Genomic DNA, 3,291 nt, shown 5'->3' with positions numbered 1-3,291 from the left:
GATACTTGTCGGCCGCTGCCGGCTTGAAACACAGTAGTGAGGGAGGAAGTATAGTGAAGATTCGTGACATGAAGCTGGGTTTGAGATTGGGGCTGGGATTCGGGATCATTTTAGTCCTGTTATTAGCCATCGGAGCCGTCGGGACCATCGGAATGATCAAGATGGACACCGGCCTGAACAAGATCGTCAAAACCAGCTACGTAAAGATCCAACTGGCCAATGAATGCTCAAAAGGGGTCAGCTCCATCATCAGCAGCGTCCAGAGCATGATCCTGCAGACCGACGCTTCCTCAAGACGCGAGGAGAGCGTGAAGATCGACCAGGCCCGGCAGCAGTACAAGACGGCAATGGAAAAACTGGAGAAGCTCGAGGACTCCGAGAAGGGAAAGGAGCTGATCGCGCAGGCGAAGCAAGCGCTCGAAAACGCCAAGAAATCTAACAACGAGGTGATCGAGCTGGCGCTGGCCAACAACACTGCCAAAGCCGCTGCGGTCTTCGGCAAGGAGACGGCTCCTTTGTGCGCAAGGATTTTTCCGGCTTTCAGCGAGCTGGTCAAATACCAGGAAGCCGGGATCGACGCCCGATACAGCGATGCGGTGAAGGTCTCGGGCAGCTCCCGGACCCTTGGCATAATCATGGCCATCCTTGCCCTGGCGGGAGGTATCGCGATAGCATTTCTCACCACCCGTAGCATCAGCAGGCCGGTCAATGCCCTGGCTGAGTGCGCGGACAAGCTGGCCCTCGGTGACGTCGAGGTAGTGATCGACGCCGACGGGCAGGACGAGATCGCCATGCTGGCGAGGTCGTTCCGGAACATGGCCGACAACGTCAAGGAGGCTTCCCTCGCCGCCGAGATGGTGGCCCGCGGGGACCTCACTGTCCAGGTGAAGCCGAAATCGGATCGCGACGTGATGGGGCACAACCTGACGGCGATGATCGCCATGATCAAGTCGCTGATCGAGGAGATGAACCTGCTCATCGCGGGGGTGCAGCAGGGAAGACTCGAGGTGCGCGGGAACGCCGCCGAATACCAGGGAGCCTGGGGTGAGGTGGTGACGGGTCTCAACCGGCTGATCGAGGCTTTCGTCCAGCCGATCAAGGTAACCGCGACCTACGTGGACAGGATCTCGAAGGGCGACATCCCGGAAAAGATCAACGACACCTATTACGGCGATTTCAACGAGACCAAGAACAACATCAACCTGCTGATCGACGCCATGAACAACGCCACCGATCTCGCCAAGGAGATCGCGGGGGGGAACCTGCTGGTGAAGGTGCAGGAGCGCTCTGAGAACGACGGCCTGATGCAGGCGCTGACCGAGATGGTGAGAAACCTGACCAAGGTGGTCGCCGACGTCAAGGCCGCCGCCGACAACGTCACAGCCGGCAGCCAGGAACTGAGCTCGACCTCCGAGCAGATGTCGCAGGGGGCAAGCCAGCAGGCGGCCTCAGCCGAGGAGGCGTCGGCTTCGATGGAAGAGATGTCTTCCAACATCCGGCAAAACGCCGACAACTCGCTCCAGACCGAGAAGATCGCGGTAAAGTCGGCCAGCGACGCCAACGACAGCGGTGCGGCGGTAAACAAGACGGTAGCTGCCATGAAGGAGATCGCGGCCAAGATCTCGATCATCGAGGAGATCGCCCGCCAGACTAACCTGCTGGCGCTCAATGCCGCCATCGAAGCCGCGCGCGCCGGCGAGCACGGGAAGGGATTTGCCGTGGTGGCCTCCGAAGTGAGGAAGCTCGCCGAGCGGAGTCAGAAGGCGGCGGGAGAAATCGGGGACCTGTCGCTGAACAGCGTAGAGGTGGCGGAAAACGCCGGAGAGCTGCTGCAGAGGCTGGTACCGGATATCCAGAAAACCTCCGAGCTCGTGCAGGAGATCTCCGCAGCTTGCAAGGAGCAGGACGCCGGAGCCGAGCAGATCAACAAGGCCATTCAGCAACTTGACCAGGTAATCCAGCAAAATGCCGGCGCGGCCGAGGAGATGGCCTCCACCGCCGAGGAACTGGCCTCCCAGGCTGAGCAGTTGCAGGGCACCATCGCCTTCTTCATGATCGAGGAAAAGGCGTCAGCGCGCGGACGGCAGCCGGCAGCGCCCCGGAAGGCCGCCCGGCAGGTGGCGGCCAGCCGGGTCATCACCAAGGCCGGCACCAGCGCTGCAGCCGGGGCAGGCCACGCCATCGACATGCTCGACACCGGCAGCCTCCTCGACGTGGGGTTCGAGAGGTACTAGAGGCGTGGATGGTGAATGGTGAATGGTGAAATGTAGACGGTACCCGGAACATCGAGGGTGCCGTCTATTTTCATATCGATGTCGATGAAGCGGGAGGTCACCATGAGGTTGGTCTGGAGATGGGTGCTGATGCGGGAGGTGGAGAAGACCGAGGCGCCACTGGCCTGGGCCAGGTAGAGCACCAGTTGGTCCGCCAGGTGGGGATCGATGGGCCTTCCGGTGCGATGATGGGTAATAAGTTCAAACGCCGCCTCCTCGCCCACCCGCTCCGCCGGCTTCCCCCTTGCTCCGAGGGCCGTAAAACCGGTCACGGCGTGCTCGTATTCGGCTTTGAGAAAGATGAAGGTCCCCTGCCCGTAAATTTTCAGCTCCCGGATCTCCACTTCCATCGGCACCGCATGACCCATCTCGCTTCGCAATTGCGCCAGCGCGGAATCGGACTGGCGCTCCGCGATGGTCCGGGGGAGGTTCCCCACGGCGGAGCATCCCCTCACCCGCAACAAATTGCCCCTTTCCCTTGCCTGGAGGGGAGCGAGCGTCCCCGCAGGCTCAACCCGGCAGTGGACCCTCCCGCCACCTTTGGGGTAGAAACCGCAGTAGTCGATGTGGAACTCCACCTTGGCTCCGAGGCGGCGCAAGGTGGAGGCGAAGACTTCGGCGAGGTAGTTCCAGGAGGGACTGAAGGGGACATGGGTGCCGCCGATCAGGTTGATGCGGCTGACCCCGTCGGCCTTCAGCAGCGGCGGGATGATGGTCTGCAGCACCAGCGCAGTGGAGCCGGCGGTGCCGATGTCGAAGTCGTAGTTGCCGGCCGAGACCTGACGTGGAAGAAAGGTAAGCTCGACCGATCCGAGTTCATCGCCTGAAACGCCGGCGGAGGAGATCCGTGCCGCCGCCTGCACGGCAACCAGGTGCTGGCGCATCAGGCCGGGCTTCGAGCGCGCCTTGCGGATGTTCCTGATCCGGAAGCCCTTGCCGGTGATGCAGGAGAGGCTCAACGCCGTCCGCAGCATCTGTCCACCGCCTTCGCCCTGGCTGCCGTCGATCTCGATCATGA

At 61.9% G+C, this 3,291-nt stretch carries 2 protein-coding genes; one reads left to right on the top strand and one right to left on the bottom strand.

The features are described 5' to 3' along the window. Positions 1 to 53 precede the first annotated feature (53 nt). Positions 54 to 2,234, top strand: a complete 2,181-nt coding sequence (locus AC11W3_RS02885; protein WP_484092456.1) for a methyl-accepting chemotaxis protein — start codon at positions 54 to 56, stop codon at positions 2,232 to 2,234. On the opposite strand, the gene rtcA is transcribed toward AC11W3_RS02885, so the two are convergent. Beyond that, a partial coding sequence (rtcA, locus tag AC11W3_RS02880; RefSeq protein ID WP_484088474.1) for an RNA 3'-terminal phosphate cyclase occupies positions 2,231 to 3,291 on the bottom strand: 1,061 nt, incomplete at its 5' end. The two genes, AC11W3_RS02885 and rtcA, sit on opposite strands and share 4 nt — an antisense overlap.

The organism is Geomonas sp., assembly GCF_056994735.1.
Note: the sequence above shows the minus strand (reverse complement) of the source record. Positions and strands in the feature narration are given on the sequence as shown.